The 17,315-nt window shown below is 27.0% G+C and carries 23 protein-coding genes; 12 read left to right on the forward strand and 11 right to left on the reverse strand.

Annotated elements, in window-relative coordinates; translation table 11 throughout:
- Positions 1–244 precede the first annotated feature (244 nt).
- The 6 genes from ACRDDE_RS11175 to ACRDDE_RS11200 form a co-directional block, all read right to left on the reverse strand.
- A complete protein-coding gene (locus ACRDDE_RS11175) occupies positions 245–484 on the reverse strand; it encodes a hypothetical protein (protein WP_438627326.1) in 240 nt (79 codons plus the stop codon).
- A 22-nt stretch (positions 485–506) separates the two neighbouring features.
- Positions 507–1,649: a Glu/Leu/Phe/Val family dehydrogenase gene (locus ACRDDE_RS11180; RefSeq protein WP_438627328.1), complete on the reverse strand. Its 1,143-nt coding sequence runs from the start codon at positions 1,647–1,649 to the stop codon at positions 507–509.
- A 326-nt stretch (positions 1,650–1,975) separates the two neighbouring features.
- Entirely contained in the window at positions 1,976–3,025 is a 1,050-nt protein-coding gene (asrC, locus tag ACRDDE_RS11185) for a sulfite reductase subunit C (RefSeq protein WP_438627330.1), read from the reverse strand.
- A 12-nt stretch (positions 3,026–3,037) separates the two neighbouring features.
- Positions 3,038–3,832 (reverse strand): anaerobic sulfite reductase subunit AsrB, encoded by a 795-nt coding sequence (gene asrB / locus ACRDDE_RS11190; protein WP_438627332.1) that lies wholly within the window; start codon positions 3,830–3,832, stop codon positions 3,038–3,040.
- Positions 3,833–4,864, reverse strand: coding sequence for an anaerobic sulfite reductase subunit AsrA (asrA, locus tag ACRDDE_RS11195; RefSeq protein ID WP_438627334.1), 1,032 nt, complete (start codon positions 4,862–4,864; stop codon positions 3,833–3,835).
- Positions 4,865–6,164: 1,300 nt separating this feature from the next.
- Positions 6,165–6,482: a hypothetical protein gene (locus ACRDDE_RS11200; RefSeq protein ID WP_438627336.1), complete on the reverse strand. Its 318-nt coding sequence runs from the start codon at positions 6,480–6,482 to the stop codon at positions 6,165–6,167.
- Between the two features lie 219 nt (positions 6,483–6,701).
- On the opposite strand from ACRDDE_RS11200, the gene ACRDDE_RS11205 reads away from it, so the two are divergent.
- Together ACRDDE_RS11205 and ACRDDE_RS11210 are read left to right on the forward strand one after the other, a co-directional pair.
- Positions 6,702–7,037 (forward strand): DUF3784 domain-containing protein, encoded by a 336-nt coding sequence (locus tag ACRDDE_RS11205; RefSeq protein WP_438627338.1) that lies wholly within the window; start codon positions 6,702–6,704, stop codon positions 7,035–7,037.
- Positions 7,038–7,116: 79 nt separating this feature from the next.
- Entirely contained in the window at positions 7,117–8,052 is a 936-nt protein-coding gene (locus ACRDDE_RS11210; protein ID WP_438627340.1) for a 2-keto-3-deoxygluconate permease, read from the forward strand.
- A 118-nt stretch (positions 8,053–8,170) separates the two neighbouring features.
- Here the strand turns inward: ACRDDE_RS11210 and ACRDDE_RS11215 are convergent, their stop codons facing one another.
- Positions 8,171–8,707, reverse strand: coding sequence for a GNAT family N-acetyltransferase (locus ACRDDE_RS11215; RefSeq protein WP_438627342.1), 537 nt, complete (start codon positions 8,705–8,707; stop codon positions 8,171–8,173).
- A 313-nt stretch (positions 8,708–9,020) separates the two neighbouring features.
- On the opposite strand from ACRDDE_RS11215, the gene ACRDDE_RS11220 reads away from it, so the two are divergent.
- The 7 genes from ACRDDE_RS11220 to arsM all read left to right on the forward strand — a co-directional run bounded on the left by ACRDDE_RS11220 (position 9,021) and on the right by arsM (position 12,803).
- A complete protein-coding gene (locus ACRDDE_RS11220) occupies positions 9,021–9,461 on the forward strand; it encodes a LytTR family DNA-binding domain-containing protein (RefSeq protein ID WP_438627344.1) in 441 nt (146 codons plus the stop codon).
- Positions 9,458–9,871, forward strand: a complete 414-nt coding sequence (locus tag ACRDDE_RS11225; RefSeq protein WP_438627346.1) for a hypothetical protein — start codon at positions 9,458–9,460, stop codon at positions 9,869–9,871. Before ACRDDE_RS11220 ends, ACRDDE_RS11225 begins: the two co-directional genes overlap by 4 nt.
- Positions 9,872–9,961: 90 nt before the next feature.
- The gene (locus ACRDDE_RS11230; RefSeq protein WP_438627348.1) at positions 9,962–10,144 is read left to right on the forward strand and encodes a hypothetical protein; all 183 of its coding nucleotides are present in this window, start codon (positions 9,962–9,964) and stop codon (positions 10,142–10,144) included.
- Positions 10,145–10,243: 99 nt separating this feature from the next.
- A complete protein-coding gene (locus tag ACRDDE_RS11235) occupies positions 10,244–10,486 on the forward strand; it encodes a hypothetical protein (RefSeq protein WP_438627350.1) in 243 nt (80 codons plus the stop codon).
- Between the two features lie 367 nt (positions 10,487–10,853).
- Positions 10,854–11,234: an ArsR/SmtB family transcription factor gene (locus ACRDDE_RS11240; protein WP_438627352.1), complete on the forward strand. Its 381-nt coding sequence runs from the start codon at positions 10,854–10,856 to the stop codon at positions 11,232–11,234.
- Positions 11,235–11,257: 23 nt separating this feature from the next.
- On the forward strand, positions 11,258–12,001 hold the full coding sequence (locus tag ACRDDE_RS11245) for a metallophosphoesterase family protein (RefSeq protein WP_438627354.1): 744 nt from the start codon (positions 11,258–11,260) through the stop codon (positions 11,999–12,001).
- Positions 12,002–12,044: 43 nt separating this feature from the next.
- Positions 12,045–12,803: an arsenite methyltransferase gene (arsM, locus tag ACRDDE_RS11250; RefSeq protein ID WP_438627356.1), complete on the forward strand. Its 759-nt coding sequence runs from the start codon at positions 12,045–12,047 to the stop codon at positions 12,801–12,803.
- Positions 12,804–12,864: 61 nt separating this feature from the next.
- On the opposite strand, the gene ACRDDE_RS11255 is transcribed toward arsM, so the two are convergent.
- The 3 genes from ACRDDE_RS11255 to ACRDDE_RS11265 form a co-directional block, all read right to left on the reverse strand.
- Positions 12,865–13,587, reverse strand: a complete 723-nt coding sequence (locus ACRDDE_RS11255) for a DUF5714 domain-containing protein (protein ID WP_438627358.1) — start codon at positions 13,585–13,587, stop codon at positions 12,865–12,867.
- A 390-nt stretch (positions 13,588–13,977) separates the two neighbouring features.
- Complete coding sequence (locus tag ACRDDE_RS11260) at positions 13,978–14,112, reverse strand: hypothetical protein (RefSeq protein WP_438627360.1); 135 nt, start codon at positions 14,110–14,112, stop codon at positions 13,978–13,980.
- A 98-nt stretch (positions 14,113–14,210) separates the two neighbouring features.
- Positions 14,211–14,411, reverse strand: coding sequence for a cold-shock protein (locus ACRDDE_RS11265; RefSeq protein WP_021428710.1), 201 nt, complete (start codon positions 14,409–14,411; stop codon positions 14,211–14,213).
- Between the two features lie 492 nt (positions 14,412–14,903).
- Between ACRDDE_RS11265 and ACRDDE_RS11270 the strand changes: the two genes are divergently transcribed.
- Both ACRDDE_RS11270 and ACRDDE_RS11275 read left to right on the forward strand, forming a co-directional pair.
- Complete coding sequence (locus ACRDDE_RS11270; RefSeq protein WP_438627362.1) at positions 14,904–15,242, forward strand: cupin domain-containing protein; 339 nt, start codon at positions 14,904–14,906, stop codon at positions 15,240–15,242.
- A gap of 3 nt (positions 15,243–15,245) precedes the next feature.
- Positions 15,246–15,581 (forward strand): hypothetical protein, encoded by a 336-nt coding sequence (locus ACRDDE_RS11275; protein WP_438627364.1) that lies wholly within the window; start codon positions 15,246–15,248, stop codon positions 15,579–15,581.
- Between the two features lie 41 nt (positions 15,582–15,622).
- Here the strand turns inward: ACRDDE_RS11275 and ACRDDE_RS11280 are convergent, their stop codons facing one another.
- Positions 15,623–16,333: a Crp/Fnr family transcriptional regulator gene (locus ACRDDE_RS11280; protein ID WP_438627366.1), complete on the reverse strand. Its 711-nt coding sequence runs from the start codon at positions 16,331–16,333 to the stop codon at positions 15,623–15,625.
- A 563-nt stretch (positions 16,334–16,896) separates the two neighbouring features.
- Between ACRDDE_RS11280 and ACRDDE_RS11285 the strand changes: the two genes are divergently transcribed.
- The gene (locus ACRDDE_RS11285) at positions 16,897–17,304 is read left to right on the forward strand and encodes a helix-turn-helix domain-containing protein (protein ID WP_438627368.1); all 408 of its coding nucleotides are present in this window, start codon (positions 16,897–16,899) and stop codon (positions 17,302–17,304) included.
- Positions 17,305–17,315: the final 11 nt, after the last annotated feature.

Genomic DNA, 17,315 nt, shown 5'->3' on the forward strand with positions numbered 1-17,315 from the left:
TTTGCAAGTTCATAGCTAATTGCTAAAAATAAATAAAAGGACTTAGAATGTTAATAAATTAGATTCTAAGTCCTTTTTTACGCTTAAGGAAATTATATTCCACTAATATTTGTGGATAACTTATAAACCGTAGTAATACCAATATTTTGAGTAACAGGACACTCGTGTCCGTTGACTACATAAAATTTGAGCGACATGAAGTGGTTGGCAGACGTAGCCGCTAAAGCGAAGCGAATTTTTTATTTTAAAATATAGAAAGTATTTTTACATAGTTTTCTTCTATATGATTTTTAAGGCATTTATTATCTATACTCATTTTTTCTAGAATTTCTTCAATGCTGTAAACATCTGGTAAAAAGTATTCATTTTTTACTATATGTTTTTGGTTATTTATATCTTTTAAAACATATATATCATCTTGATACATAAATTCTATATCACATTCTGTGTTTATAAAATCCATCCAAATATTTAATTCACTCATATATACAGCCCCTTATATAGAATTATTTTAATATTCCCCTTAGATTCATAACTTCTTGAATTCTTTTTATAGACTTCATGTAAGTAGCAGTTCTCATGTCAACTGAATATTGTTTCATTGTATCCCATATCTCTTCAAATGCTGTTATCATTGTTTCTTTTTGTTTTAATTGAACTTTGTCAAAACTCCAAATTACTCTTTCTAAATTTTGTACCCATTCAAAGTAAGAAACTGTGACACCCCCACTATTAGCAAGTATATCTGGTATAACTACAACATCTTTTTCATATAAAATTTTGTCTGCTTCAGGAGTAGTTGGTCCGTTTCCTCCTTCACATATAATTTTAGCTTTTACTTCATTGGAATTTTCTTGTGTAATTTGCTTTTCTAACGCACAAGGGAAAAGTATATCTATATCCATTGTTATTACACTTTGAGATACTTGTATAGCTCCTGGGAATCCTTTAATGCATCTGTTTTCAATATTATATTTAATAAGTTCTTTTACATTGATGCCATCTTTATTATATATACATCCTGTATGATCTTCTACAGCTATAATTTTTGCTCCAACTTCATCCATATATCTGGCAGTATAGCTACCTACATTCCCAAATCCTTGTATTCCTACAGTAGCACTATTTAAGTCCATATGTTTTTTCTTAGCGGCTTCAATAGCCATATTAGCTACTCCAAATCCTGTGGCCTCTGTTCTTGCTAATGATCCATAAAACTCTGCTGGTTTACCTGTATACGCACCTGGTGAAAATTTGCCTGTTGCCTTTGTATGTTCATCTAGCATCCATACCATAATTTCTCCATTTGTATTAAGATCTGGAGCAGGAATATCTTCATACTCCCCAACTATAGGTGCTATAGATTTAGCAAACCCCCTTGATATTTTTTCTAACTCTGACTTTGAGTAATCTCTAGGATCGATATTAATTCCACCTTTTCCCCCTCCATAAGGTAATCCTACTACACTACATTTAAATGTCATCCAAGTAGATAAAGCTTTTACCTCATCTAAGCATACTGCAGGATGGAATCTTAGGCCTCCTTTGAAAGGACCACAAGCATTATTATGTTGAGCCCTGTAACCTGTAAATAATCTTATGCTTCCATCATCCATTGTTACTGGAAATGATACCTCTAAAACTCTCATAGGACTTTTTAAAACTTCATAAACAGATGAATCTAATTCTAACTTATCGCATGCGTTTTTAATTTGTGTTCTTGCTATTTCTAATAATCCAAAATTCTTAGTTTACATAATAAAACCCCCTCGAAATATTAGAAAACGTTTTCTATTTACTTATATATTACCATCTAATTCCATAGTTGGCTAATTGCAATTATAAATGAATATAATTAGATTTTTTTATAGTTACAATAGATCCAAGATACTTGATATGTCTATATTGTATAGATTATTCACAAGTTTTTATTTAATGAAAAAAAGACATACTTAAGTATGTCTTTTTCTAAAATTTATTTTCTAATTTCTCTATCTGATTCAACTACATTGTGTTTATTAATTGGCTTAACATTAAAGTTTGATCTATATTCAGTTTCCGCCCAGAATATATTCTCAGCCACTAAAACCTCAGGGTTTAACTCTACACCATCTAAAATTATCTCTTTAAACTTATGATATCCTGCTCTATCAATTAAATGTCCACCATGTAAATACTGTGGCTTATAATCTAGAGCCCATGCAGAGAACTTTTGCCAGTTTCCAAATATCCCTAACACAACTTCTTCAGTTGCAAAGTTTATGAAAGTTTTACCCATTCTAGGAGTTTGTTTCCCTGATCTTCCTCCTATAACTATTCTATAAAACTTCTCAGGCTTTCTTGTCCACGCACTTGCAGGGCAAGCCAATACGCATTCTCCACATCCAACGCAGCAGCATATATCTTTATCTACTAACCCTTTGTTATTTAAGCTTAGAACCCTTGTGGCATGGTGCTCACAAGCTTTAACACAAGCTCCGCACCCTATACATCTTTCAGGATGATATTCCATTCTGGCTTGACCGATAACTCCAAAATCTTGAAAATGTCCTTTAGCACAATCATTTGGACATCCTGCTACAGATACCTTTATATGATAATGAGAAGGGAATACTAATTTTTCAATTTTATTAGCCATATCCTTTGTATTAACATTTCCTTTTATACAATGAGTATTACCTATACAAGCCATTACATTTCTAGCCCCTATTGTAGGGTATCCATTTTCTGTAATCTCCATATCACAGTTGCACTCATCAACTTCAACTTCTTTTAAATAATCTTTTATAAATTCATTAACTTCATCAATATTTTCATATTTTATTCCAGGTATATTAAATGTTTGTCTCATTCCCATATGGAATGTTCCATTTCCCCATCTTTGAGCAATTTCCTGCACATCGCATAGATATTTAGCATTTACAGTTCCACCTGGTATACGCATTTGAAGCATAAATTCACCTGGAACTTTTGATTGACGAAAACAATTTAATCTAACTTTTTTTATATCTATATCATGATTCATAGTTAACCCCTCCTAGTCTAATAATGTTTTAGCCTTTGTATAGTTAAATACTGGTCCTTCAAGGCATACATAAGTTTCGTTTATTCTACAATGTCCACATTTACCTACTGCACAAGACATTTTTCTTTCAAAAGAAACCCATATTTTTTCCTCGGGAACACCTAGTTTTAAGAACTCTAAGGCTGTAAAATGCATCATCACTGGTGGTCCAACTATTATAACTTCATAATTCTCTTCAAATTTTTCTAAAGGTAATTTATTTAAATGAGTAGTTACAAGCCCTTTTTCCCATCCACACTTTGTATCATTATCTAAAGTATATATGGTATTAAATTTTTCACTCCATCTTTCTAAATCATTTTTAAAAAGTATTCCTTCTGAATTTTTAAACCCAAACACAAGATTTACACTTTTAGCAAATTCAGGTTCATTGTAGAATTTATTGATTAAACTTCTTACTGGGGCAACACCTGTTCCTCCGGCTACTATAATTAAATTCTTTCCTTTAAATTGGTCTACTGGCCATCCTTTACCATATGCACCTCTAAGAGCTATTTTATCTTCAGGGCTTAATTTAAATATTTCATCCGTTACTTTTCCTACTGCTCTTATCGTAAATTCTAAATATCCATTATCAAATCCACTTACTGATATAGGTGCTTCTCCAACTTTTGGAAGAGATAATTGTAAAAACTGACCATGTTCAGGCACAATATCACTTGCTATTCTAAATGTCCATTCTTTATCAGTTTCTTTAAATAGGTCTATTATTTCACATGACTTAGGCGTTAAAATATTTTCTCCCATTTACTTCTCCTCCTTTAGTTCTTTAACAACTTTTGAAACCTTGTTTATAGTAGCTGTAATAGATATATTCTCTGGACATCGATCTGTACATCTACCACATCCTACACACATATGTTCATTTCCAAATTCAGCTTTGTAATCGTGTATTTTATGCATTACTTTATATCTCATTTTATCTCCAGCTGTTTTTCTAAATCTATGCCCGCCTGCCATTTCATCAAATCCATCTACATGGCAAGATGCTTGAATTCTTTTCCTTTCACCAATATTGCTTTCTGCGTCATGAACTATGTCTGTTGTTGTAAAGCATGTACATGTACTACACGCTATAGTACAACTTCCACATTGAATACATCTTTTATTGTACTCATCCCACATTTTATGAGTTTTTAATTTATTTAAAATTTCTACGTTATCTATTTCAGGAATTTCTACTTTTGTTTTATTCTCTTTGATAAATTGAAGTTCAAATTCACTTTTATTTTTATCTTCAAAATACTTACTAAAGGACTCGTCTTTAACATTAAATAACAAGCTATCATTATTAAATCTTACTGCTAAACTGTAATCATCTACTGTATTGCTATTCATTGATACACAAAAGCAAGTATCCCATCCTTCAGTACACTCCATACATATAAACTTAACTTTATCTCTTACTCTTTTATAGAATATATCTTCAAAATTTCCATTTTTAAGATATATGTTGTCTTGTCTTTTTTGAGCATTTATATCACATGGTCTTGCAAAAATTAATATTTGCTTTTGACTTTTCATAGTACTTTCTCTAAATTCATTTTCTATAAAATAATATAGAGTTTGTGATATAGGAGTAATAACTTCCTTTGCAGGATAGGTTGATTTTTCTTTAAAGACAATTTCTTCAACAGAATTTATTTCATCATACTTAATTATATCTGTATCAGAGTATCTACCTTGCTTCTCAAATCTTTTTGGAGCATAAATTATGTACTCTTTTTTTAATTCATTAAATAAATCATTAACTTCTTGTAATTTTAATTTGTAGCTCATATTAATTTCCTCCAAGTATTAAAATAACTTATGATTGAAAATCTCATAAATTTTTGGATACTTCTCGTCTATATTGGTAAATAGTTTTCTAATTCAATTTAAAATTTCGAAAGCGCTTTCTGTTTATAAATATACTATCATCAAATTCTACATATTAAAAATTGCAATTCTCAATACATATAATTAAATTTCTTAATAGTTAGTTAGATTTTTATCAATATATATTTTACGGAATAGTATTTGAGTAGTTAATAATATAATTATCTAAGGGGTGGAAATATGGATTTTAGTTTCTTAGATTTTTTAATTTATTCAATCATATATATTTTATCAATGCCAATTTTAGTTTTATTTCATGAGTTAGGTCATGCAATTTCCGCGTTAATACTTACGGATGATGTTGTAAGTATTTACATAGGAACAGCTAGTTTAAATAAAAAGTTTAGATTTGGTAGATTAACTATTTATTTTAATGGTTATTCATCCTTAATTGATATATCGTATGGTTGTGTAAATTGGAATCCAATGTATAATAATTTAAAATCAATTTTAATGACTTCCTCTGGACCCCTTGTATCTTTATTAATTGCTTTTCGATTTTTTATAATTTTAGATAATTATCATCTATCGTACTTTTTAATGAAGGTTTATAATGGGATATTTATTTTTAGTTTTAGCCAATTTTTATTTACAATTTTTCCAATTAAATACACTTATAGACCCTATGTCGGGTTTTCAAGTGATGGGTATAAAATCTTGCAACACTTAAAAATACTACATTAGATCATTTGACTTTAATTAATCTAATTACAAAAACAAGAAAATATTATATTTTTGTCGTTAATTTTAAATTTGTGTAACATTTTGTTTCCTTTACTTGTACTTAGATTTAAAATAAAATATATAATTATATATTTTATTGAGGTGGTAAAGTGAGTGCAAAACAATTAATCTTATTAGTTTTCGCTATTTTGTTAAGTATTTATAATGTATATACCCTTTATCAAAAGGATAGATAATTTAATGTACATTTGCTTAGGTTTTAAATTTATAGTTTGACTATCTAAAAAAGAGTATATATATCTAAATTAATAAATCAATTTAGATATATATACTCTTTTTTAATTTACTAATCAATTTTACTTAAGTAAATTTATAAAATTCTCAAATTTTAGGAATCAATAATATAATTAATATGTTAATATGTATAACTAAGGTTTATTTATATGTAACTTAGTTATACATTATATTTAGTCCAGTACTTTTACTCTCATTTGTGCTTGATTATTTTTTATGCTGTTTATAGCTCTCCATAATCTATATATTCTTGGCTACATACATACTTAAGCATACAAACTCTTTCTAAATTTCTATTTGCACACTCTAGTGTTTGATTTAAGCATATAGATGCCCTATAGTGCTTTCTAGCCAACCCTAAATTACCTTGTAATTCATAGTAAATGCCAAATAAATTATGTGGTTCAGCAGCATTAAAATTTTCCATAATAGCTGAAAGTATATGTTCCTTTGCATTGTTAAAATCATTATTTTGTAGACTATTTACCGCATTTCTTATATTTGATTTAAATAAGTCTAACCTAGTTTCTTTGGATAACATATTGATATCCCCCCTTTATATTTTATTTAATAATATTTTATTAAAATCCATATAAATTTGTTGTTAAGATATATACTTTTATATAAAAACACTATTAAGATTTCTTAATATATTTACTAATTTTTTCTTATTTAAAATTGCTATAATCATTGTATATACTATTTTAAAATAGTAATCTAATTTTGAAAAATTTTAATGTACAAAGGGGGAGGAGTTAGAGTGTTTTGCAGTTCTTTATCTATGGCAGGAATCTTTTTTATAATATCATTTATATTTTTTATTTTTAAAGATAAAGCATGTATTTTAATTGGTGGATATAATTTAATTTCTAAAGATAAAAGAAAAGATTATGATGAAGTAAAATTAAGTAAAGATTTTAGAAATACGTTTTTTAACTATGGTCTAATATTTTTAATAGGCGGTATTTGTTGCTTGATTATATCTAATTTATGCTTTTGGATAGCATTTTTGATTTGGTTAATTTACTTTTCTAAAAATGTTAGTTTTAGTAATAATATATTTGATAAATATAAGACTAAATATAAAAATACATAGTAATTCATATTTAATTTGACTTAATTTTCCTCCTATGTTAAAATGCCATATCACTTTAATAGATAATCTAGGAGGAAATATGGAAATTTTAAAATCTCTAAAAAAAATACCAGGAGGACTACTTATAGTTCCAATGATTATAACATCTATAATTAATACATTTTATCCAATAATATTCAATGTTGGAGGAATAACCCCATCAATTTTAACTAAGGAAGGCACTATGACACTAATAATTATATTGTTATTCATATCAGGTACACAGTTTAAAATATCTCAGGTAAAGCCTATGCTAAAAATAGGGGGAACGCTAATTCTTTTCAAACTATTCTTGGTGTATTTAATTAGTATGTTTTTTGTAAATGTATTTGGAATGCAAAGTATACTTGGCATATCAATACTATCTATAACATCAGTGTTTATAAGCAACAATCCAGGATTATATCTAGCACTCAACGATTCTTTTGGAGATGAGATTGATGCCTCTGTATTTGGATTACTAAATTTAATAATTGTTCCATCTATACCTGTTATGATACTTAGTTCAGTTAATGGTCAAAGCATAGACTTTATATCTTTATTTAGAACTATATCACCATTTATTTTAGGAGTTATATTTGGTAATCTAGATAAAAATATTAGGTTTACCTACCAGTCAGCTACAAATTTACTACTTCCTTTCTTGGGCATAAGCTTTGGTGGGAGCATAAATATTTTAAATGCTATAAATTCAGGACTTACAGGAGTCATATTAACACTATCATTCTATATATTAATTACACTTCCAATGTTTATTTTTGAAAAAAAGATATTAAAAAGAACTGGATTTATTTCTATAGCGTCTACATCTGTTGCAGGTACCTCTTTAGCTGCACCTGTATTGGCAGCACAAATAAACACCTCTTATGAGTCTTTTGTATCAACTTCAATATCTCAAATTGCATTAGTAATGATTATAACTACAATTATAACTCCTGTATTAACAAAAAAACTAATTTCCAAAAAAGCATTATAGTCTAAAGTTTTAAATATATATAACTTTGATATATCTTTTAAATACACTGAAAAGACATTAAAAATTTCAAGATTAAACTAATTTTAATGTCTTTTTATTTTTTAATATACTTTTAGACTTATCTTAATTTCATTGAGTAAATAACTCTAACTTTGTTTTTATCCTTATCATCACTTGATAATTCTTTAAAATTAAATCCTAATTTTTCTGCTAGTTTTATGGATGCTATATTTTGGGGATATATGTGTGCTTCAATTGTTTGAATAGGTGTACTTTCACTTACATGATTAATTAATAATGGAGCAACTTCACTCATGATTCCTTTATTCCAATAAGATTTTTTTAACATATATCCAATTTGAACTTTATTTTCATTTTCATCAAAATGGTGTAGAGCAACATCTCCTAAATATTTATTAGTACTTTTTTCAATTACTCCCCATCTTATAAACCACTTTTTCTCAAACCCCTTATCTATAATATCAATAAGCTTTATAATATCTTCTATATAACTAATTTTTTGACCTGAATTAAACTTCATAACATCCTCATCTGAGTACATTTCTAAAACATCTCTTGAATCTGAATATGTAATCTTTCTCAGAATATACTTATTAGACTCTATTTCTGTAAATTCATTAAATAAACTATACATATACCATCACCCCAACCTTTTATAAAATTATATTAGTATACTTTACTACTCTATATTTCTATAAATAATCAAAACTCCTTCTCATACTATCTAATTTATATTTTTCTATTTAGCTTAATTTATAACTTCGCTATTTTACTCATATATTCATTTATTTCATTTCAACTTCAAGACCTTTTTTATCGTATTTCAGCATTTTTAATAGAAATACTATGATTATATGTAACTCTCCTATCAAAATTTGCAACAAAACTCAAATCAGTAGATAATTAAGCTTTTTGATAGTATATTTAAATCAAGAAAGGAGTTAACAATGAAAATTAATATTTTGATAGATAAAATTTTAAGTAAGGACGAAGTAGAGATTAAAGTTTGTCCTGAAAATGCAAATCTTGGTCAGGATTTAAAAAACTACATAAGACAAATGCCAAAACTAACAGTTATAAATACTAGAAATGATAGTAAAATCAAAGTAAATATCAACGATATATTAGAATTTCAATCAGAAGGCAATATGTGTTGTGTAAAAATGAAATCTAAAGAACTTTATTTGATAAATAAACGTCTAAAAGAAGTAGAAGGTCTAAATCATAAGAATTTTGTAAAGATCAACAATCAAACAATTATTAATCTAAATGAAGTTAAAGAGTTTTCATCTGCCCCAAATGCAAGATTAGAAGTAATACTTAGTGATGGCTCATTTCACTTTGTAAATAGACATTATGTAAAAATAATAAAGGAGAGACTATTATGATTAAACAGTTTAAATCATCTTTTTTTCAAACATTTTCACTAACATTTATATGGGTGTTATTATTAATTTCTATATTTTTAGGAGATGTATCATTATCCGTTAAGTATACTTGGAATTTAGTTTGTATAGGTGCTATTTCTGCAATTATATTTGGAGTAATGTATCCTGCTTTATGGAATTTTTCCTCCCTTAAGGCTATTAATAAAATAGCTATATCATCTATTATAAATACACTTGGAGGAATTATAGCTGTCTGGCTATTTTCATCAGATATGTTTATCTTTATAAAACCATGGATATTAGCTGTGTTTATACTTACAGTAATAGGTCATGTTATCGGTTTTTATTTTTACTCAAAGTGGGATAACACAAAAACATCTAAAGAACTAAATAATTTATTAAAAAAATAATTATAACTTAAAAAATCCTAAATTCTTTAAAAGTTAATTGCAATTTTAAATATAAACATGCACTATTAATTAAAAAGGGGATTCTTTACTATGAACGAGTTAATTTTACATGTTCCATCATTTGAAGACCTTAAGTACAGACAACTCATTTTATCTCAGGAAGGTACTATGTCTTACAATAAAGGTTATAACCTTGAAATTGAAAACTATAATAACGAAACAGGTTGCATTGATTTTTCTAGAAAATATTGGAGTGAATGGTATTCTAAGTGAGTATCTGAAAGAGTAGATAGATACTATGCGTATATCGTAAACAGTAGAACTGGTGAATTTGTAGGCGATGTATGCTTTTATTATGATGCTCAAAATGATTTGCACCGTATAGGTATAGTTATCGAAAGCAAGCATAGATCCAAAAGATATTGTTCAAAAGGACTATTAAAACTTGCCGAAACAGCATTTAATAACCTTAACGTGCAAGTTTTAAGAAATGTGATTCCTTTAGATAGAATAAGTGCTATAAAAGGACATAAAAGTGCTGGTTTTAAAGAAGTTGATGTTGATAGTAATTTAATTACGCTAGATTTATTAAAATCAGAATATTTATCTAAGTAGTATATAATAAAAAATTTTATTTGAATAATACCATATAAAAATAGTTAAGAAGTATTTAGTTACAAATGCTCCTTAACTATTTTTTAATTTAATGAGGTTACAATATAGAACAAAATTTTAAGGTTTATCTATAGTATTCTTTATATTTTCAAATTTATGTATAAATAAGTTTTAGTTCTAGTAAATGTGTATAAAAAACACATGTAATAATAATTTCATCAATACTTCATGGATTATATTTAAAAGTTATAAATTCATAAAAATTTAAATTATATATCAAATATTTTTGATTTTATAGTTTACAAATCATTTTTTTTAGAATATCATATGATTATAAGTGAATATGTTAATATGAAAAGGAGTTATTATGGAACTTATACAACTATTAAAAGCTTTAAGCGATGAAACTAGATTAAGAATACTTAATATTTTAAGAGATGGACCTTTATGTGTTTGTGAAATAGAAGCAATACTTGAAATATCACAGTCTAATGCATCTAGACATTTAAGTAAACTTACTAATGCTAATTTAGTTACTTATTATAAAGAAGCAAAGTTTATTTACTATAAATTAGATAGTGAAACTTTAAATCAATATAATTTTATTCAAAATATTTTAGACAATGAGTTGGATAAAGATACACAGCTAAGATATGATTATGAAATTTTAAAAGCATACAAAAAAGCTAATTTAAATTGTGATACTGTTTCACAGGTTAAAAATGTAATCTCACAGATAACAAAATAAATCAAATTTAGGAGGTAACGTACATGAAAATAGCAGTAATATCGGATATACATAGCAACATATATGCACTAGATTCAGTATTAGCTGACATTGAAACTAAAGATGTAGATATGATAGTATGCACAGGTGATTTAGTCGGTTATGGAACAAGACCAAATGAAGTTATTGAAACTTTAAAGAAAAATAAGATACCTACTATAATGGGAAATTATGATGATGCTATCGGAAACTTAAAAATAGTTTGTGGATGTGATTACCCAGACCCTAAAGATGCAGAAAAAGCAGGACTTTCAATGCATTTTACAGGTCAAACCACAACCAAAGAAAACAAAGAGTATCTAAAAAATTTACCAAAAGAATTGATTTTTACATTTGATAATAAAACTATAAGATTTGTTCATGGAAGTACAAGACTGATAAATGAGTATTTAAAGGAAAACTCAAAAGAAGCAGATGAGGTTATGAGTGAGTTAGTGGAAAATATATTAGTTTGTGGGCACACGCATATTCCATATGCCAAGTATTATGGAGAAAAGCTACTTATTAATGCTGGAAGTGTTGGTAAGCCTAAAACAGGTAACCCGAATGCAAACTATGTAATTATAGATATAAAAAATGAAGATGAAATAACTAAAACTCCATCAAAAGTTGAAGTAGAAATTATAGAAGTAAAATATGATTTTGAAAAAATGGCAAAAGAAATAGAAGAAAATGAAATACTTCCAAATGACTTTGCAAGATTGATACGAGAAGGTTGTTCTAAGTAATAAAATTTTAATTATTAAACTTTAAAAAGGTGGTGCTTGTAGTATGAAGGATATTACTAATGGAGAGATCAAAAATATAGTTAGAGATAGTTATAAAAAAATCGTAACAAATGAATCTAATCTAAGCTGTTGCGGAGAAGATATATCTAAAAGTATAGGCTATTCTAATGAAGATATGGATATAGTTCCAAAGGATTCTAACTTAGGCTTAGGGTGTGGAAATCCTCACTTAATTGCAGATATACAAGAAGGTGAAACTGTACTTGACTTAGGTAGTGGAGCTGGATTTGATTGTTTCTTAGCATCTAAAAAAGTTGGAGATAAAGGGCTAGTTATAGGAGTAGATATGACCCCAGAAATGTTAAGTCAAGCAAGAAACAATTCATTAAGTAACAATTATAAAAATGTAGACTTTAGACTAGGTGAAATTGAAAACCTACCTGTAGCAAATGATTTAGTTGATGTTATAATATCAAATTGTGTTATAAATCTGTCTCCTAACAAACAAAGGGTATATGATGAGGCTTATCGTGTTCTTAAAAATGGCGGTAGATTATCTATATCAGACATAGTTCTTATGAAAGATTTAACTCAAGAAATGAAACAAGATGAAAAACTATATTGTGGCTGAGTCACAGGAGCCTCTTCAGTTGAAGAGTTAGAAGTTTACTTAGAAAATTCAGGATTTAAGAATATAAAAATAGATATAAAGCCAGTTTCTAAAGAATATGAAGAGAAATGGGGCCATAATTTAAATGTAGGTGAATACATTATGTCTGCTTCAGTTACGGCTATTAAATAGAAAAAGTCACTAAAAAAAGTATATCCTTTTGGATATACTTTTTTATTTATATATTAATAAGCTAATTTAATTCTAAAACTAATTCACTCTCAGCATAAAATTTACATTTTGAATTTAAACATTCTTTATTTAAACTATTGAAATTGCACTTTAAATCTAAAGTTTTGTCTAAATTCACATGTAAATGTTCTTTAGTAAAATCTATTGCTGTTTCTATCGCTGTAAAAGAGTCTCTTTTGCAACATCGTGGCCCACCATACTTGCTTATATTTTCAAGTGCCTTTGATGTCATTAAGTTGCAAAGTCCCCATTCTTCCTTATTCATAGGCCCTGACTCTTGTATTAAGCTAGTATAAATTCCACAACCTACACCAGCTCCGCATGCTCCGTAAAATCCGCAGAATCCCCCTAATACATTCTTAGCTCTTTTTTGGCATTCATTTAATAAACTCTCTAACTTTGTTTTTTCATTAGTTTTGTTTAAAAATGCAGTGCTTAATACAGCTGGAACCAAATAATGATGCTCTGGTCCATGCATCTTAATTGCTGGATGCTTCATTAAATCTACTGCCATTTCCAATGGATTTACGCTTTCACTATTTAAACAATAGTTAGTTATAGCTGTAAATGCATCACTACTATGACATTCATCACATACATAGTGTCTATTTTTACATACTATAGCTGATTCATAAGTTTCTTTACAGAAATAACATACTCTTTCTTTACTTTCATTTTCATAAATTACTTCCTCATTACAAATTAAACAATTAAACTTATTCACTTTTTATTCCCCCATTAATCTATAAAACTATATACTAGTATTCCCAATTATAATTATACATTTTAGAAATTCATACTAATAGTACTTTTTAGAAATCTTTTTAATATAACGTTTTTCTAAGTAATGAGAGTAAACATATTTTTACTAAAATTTAATTTATAAATTTTGTATATAAATATTTTGAGTAATAAAGACTTTAAATTTTAACATGTTGCTAGTAAATAGTGATTATAAGTTTATTGTTTGAACTGAAATTAATTACTAAATTTAAATAATAATAGAACTGTTAATTTAGAAATGTATGAAGATACTGTATATGAATTTTCAAATCCTATGTTATATGTTAATTTAGATACTCAATATCTAAATGATAATATTGAAAAGATTAATTTATATATATTTTTCTATTAGTAGAGTTATCTTTTTTTCAATATAACAGATTAATTTATATCCAATAAATAAAACTCCAACTAAAAAAAATGTATTTAATGTTTTTAAAATTAATTCGTTTGTAAAATTAATCATTAAGTTCACCACCTAATAGATTATATATTGTATAATCTAAAAATTTTTATAAAAAAAAGACACTTTTTGTGTCTTTTTAATTAACATGAATATATATATTATAATATAGTTATGTTTTCTGCTTGAAGACCTCTAGCACCTTTAACTATATTAAAGCTTACTTTTTGACCTTCTTCTAATGATTTAAACCCATCAGTTTGTATAGCTGAGAAATGAGCGAATACATCTTCTCCTCCATCTACTGTTATGAAACCAAATCCTTTTTCATTGTTAAACCATTTTACTATTCCATTTTCCATTAAAATGTACTCCTATTAACCATATCAAGACCTAATCTTGATTTACTTTTGTATCTCTACAAATATTATTATAACATATATATTTAGTAATAGATAGTCTTTTCTGTCAATTTTAATTAAATTCATTTATTATTAACTCTACTTTATAGTAAAGTGCTCTAATTCTTCAACAGTAATTGGCTTAGAATAGAAAAATCCTTGTATATAAATTTTTTCATAATCTATATTCTTTATAATCTCTAACTGCTCATCATTTTCTACACCTTCACATACAATTGATTTATTATATAATTTTTCTTAACTTTAATAAAGTACCTAAGTTTATAATATTGGTATAACTCATATGTACACCCTACGCTTATACTTTATACCATTTTCCTATACAACTTACACTTTAAATAAACTTAAAACTTTGATTATAATCACATTTTTATTTTAAGGATTCAAATATAATGTACCTATAAAATAAATACATTAAAAGGAGATTATGATATGAGTGAATTAATAAAGAACATTGTAAAAGGACAAAGCATAGATTTTGATAGTTTAGTAAGTTGTAAAGATGGTCAAATAGAAACAGTTACTATGGCTCAGAAAAAAGGTGTAGGCATAACTGTTCTAGCATTTGGAAAAGGTGAGGGGGTTGGTCCTCATGCAGCAAAAGGCGATGCTTTAATTTATATACATGAAGGGGTTGCAACTGTAAAAATAGGAGATGACTCAATGGAAGCCACTAAGGGTCAATTTGTGGTAATGCCAGCAAATATACCTCATCAAGTAACAGCAAAAGAAGATATGAAGATGCTTTTAGTCGTAGTTAAGGAGGATTAGTATATGAAATACTTAAGAAATATTGAATCTTTTAAAAAAATAGCCCTAAATGAAATGATAAGTCACACGGGAAACAAAATTGCTAGCAAAGCTTTAATAGATAACGATAATACAGAAATAAGATTCTTCTCATTTGCAAAAGGTGAAAGCATAGATAAAGAATATTATGAAATGGAAACTTTATTTGTAATGATAGAAGGTAGTTGTAAAATTTTATACAACGAAGATGAAGAAGTAATATTAAATGAAGGAGATATCGTTGCAATGGAATCAGATATAAATTACGGAGTACAGGCTCTAAGTGATGTAAAATTATTTAATATTCTAGTAAAATCATAGATATATATAAAAGCTATAGTTAAACCACTATAGCTTTTTTATTAGTAAATAAATTCTTTCAACTGATTTAAATTTTTTATTATTATAGTTTTATTTCCTTTTAATTTTATAGCCCCTATATCTTCAAACATAGGAAGTTTTCTACTTATAGTTTCTCGTGTAATACCACAGTAATTCCCCATACCTTCTCTACTTATAGGCATCCTAACTATAATACCTTCATTGGATTTAACTCCGTATTTCTTACTAAAATCTAAAAGCATGTTTGCGATCCTTGAATGAACATCATTTGTAGCTAAATTTAAGGCTATATTCTCCGTCTCTACTAATCTTTTACTAAGCTGGTTTATTATCTTAAAAGCTATATTTGGGTTCTTGCTTAAAACCTCTTCAAAGTTATCTTTAGACATTATACATACGTTAGTTTTTTCTAAAATAGTTGCTGTAAAGTTACTAATAGCTCTACTTTCAAATAGGTTAGATTCTCCAAAGAATTCACCCTCCTTTAGAATATGTACTATTTGTTCTTTACCTTCATTAGTAAACTTTGAAAGTTTTACCGATCCACTACTTAATATAAACAACTTATATGATTCTTCGCCTTCTGTGCAAAGTATATCTCCCTTATTAAAGGTAAGGTGATCCATATTAGTAGCTATTTTATTCATCTCATCTTTTTCTAAGGAAGAAAAGATTGGAACTTCTCTTGCATATAATTTACTTTTGCAACTTTCACATGTAAATTTCTTCAAGAAATCATCTCCTTTATAGGATGTTTAATCCAAAATATCTTAATTGTTAATAATATTATATACTACCCAAAATTTATAAAAAATAAATTAAACTTAAATTGTTATAATTCAATTACTTAAAAAATATTTTTAGTACTTTACATATACACAATTTCACATAATAATTAAATTACTATACATTTTTTAGGAGGAACCATAAGTGAATCTTGATTATCTTACAAAGGAACGTAACATAGGAAATGATGAAATTTTAAAATTATTAAAAGATAAAAATAACTTAACTTGCTATATTAAACTTGAAATGCACGATTAAGTTTAATTTCAAAACTAAAAACCTTAAAATCTGAGCTACTAGATTTTAAGGTTTTTTCTATTTGTATATCTACACAAATGCTTGTAAAATATTGTTTGTTATGTGATATGATTTAACTATATATAATTTAAAAAACGTTGAAATTTAGCCATGTAAAATATTTTTGACATTGTAAAATACACTATGTAAAGGTATTTTGATAGACGAATTTAATTAAATATGACAAGATTTTGATAGAAGGAGAAACATTATGGAAATTGGAAATAAATTAAAAAAATCACGACTAGAATCTAAGTTAACTCAAGAAAAAGTAGCAGAAGAAATACAAGTTTCTAGACAGACTATATCAAATTGGGAAAATGAAAAATCTTATCCTGATATCATAAGTGTAATTAAACTAAGTGATTTATATAATGTCAGTTTAGATGAATTACTAAAAGGAGATTCTGAAATGATAAAACATTTGGAGGAAAGCACAAATATTGTTAGTAGCAATAAAAAACTTTTAATAGCCTTTGGGGTAAACATCATTCTATTTATTTTATTTATCTTTTTTAATGGTGTAATTTCAAAAAACAACTATCTAATAATAGGTACAGCCTCAATTGGAATTTTAAGTATAACGGCATTATTTTACCAAATAATCAAGAAATTTTAAGGAGAGTTTAT

Origin of the sequence: Paraclostridium sp., assembly GCF_051656405.1 — a bacterium.
Lineage (GTDB): Bacteria > Bacillota > Clostridia > Peptostreptococcales > Peptostreptococcaceae > Paraclostridium.